The sequence below is a fragment of the Bacillus fungorum genome (assembly GCF_002746455.1).
GTDB classification, from domain to species: domain Bacteria; phylum Bacillota; class Bacilli; order Bacillales; family Bacillaceae_G; genus Bacillus_A; species Bacillus_A fungorum.
Genome location: NZ_NWUW01000164.1, coordinates 1 through 530 on the forward strand (window position 1 = coordinate 1; position 530 = coordinate 530).

Below are 530 nucleotides of genomic sequence, written 5' to 3' on the forward strand. Positions count from 1 at the left end.
AAAAGGACACACCTAAGGCGCATTATGCCATAGGTGTGTCCTTTTTTTGCGTTTAAAGGCTACATAAGGAGGAATACAAACATTGAAGCCATCTAAGTTTCAAAAGAAGCAGATTGTTGCGGTAGGTTTAGCTGCTGCAACAGTAGCGGGTATCTATGGATACAATCACTTTGCAGTAGAAAATGCAGTAAAACCGACAAAGATTGTTGTAGCCGCAAAGGATATCCCTGCGCATACAGAGATTAAAGAAGACATGTTAGTGGAACGAACATTACCTGGTGATGCCATTCCACCAAATGCATTACGTGTAAGTAAAAAAGATGTTGTAGGTAAGTGGACAAGTGATGGGCAGCCCATTACAGAAAATAGCTATCTCTTTAAAAATAAAGTAGTAAAGAAAGAGGAGTTACCGGACTCTGCTATTTTAAATTTGAAAGATGGAGAAGTTGCTTTTCCGTTACTTGTTGATTTGGAAACAAGTTCAGGGAATAGTATTATCCCAAATACGTATGTGGACTTGTATTTCAAAC

The 530-nt window shown here is 38.5% G+C and carries 1 protein-coding gene; it reads left to right on the forward strand.

The window, feature by feature from the left end:
- Positions 1-82 precede the first annotated feature (82 nt).
- Positions 83-530: Flp pilus assembly protein CpaB (gene cpaB, locus CO726_RS31275; protein ID WP_425427834.1), on the forward strand; the 448-nt coding region annotated here is incomplete at its 3' end.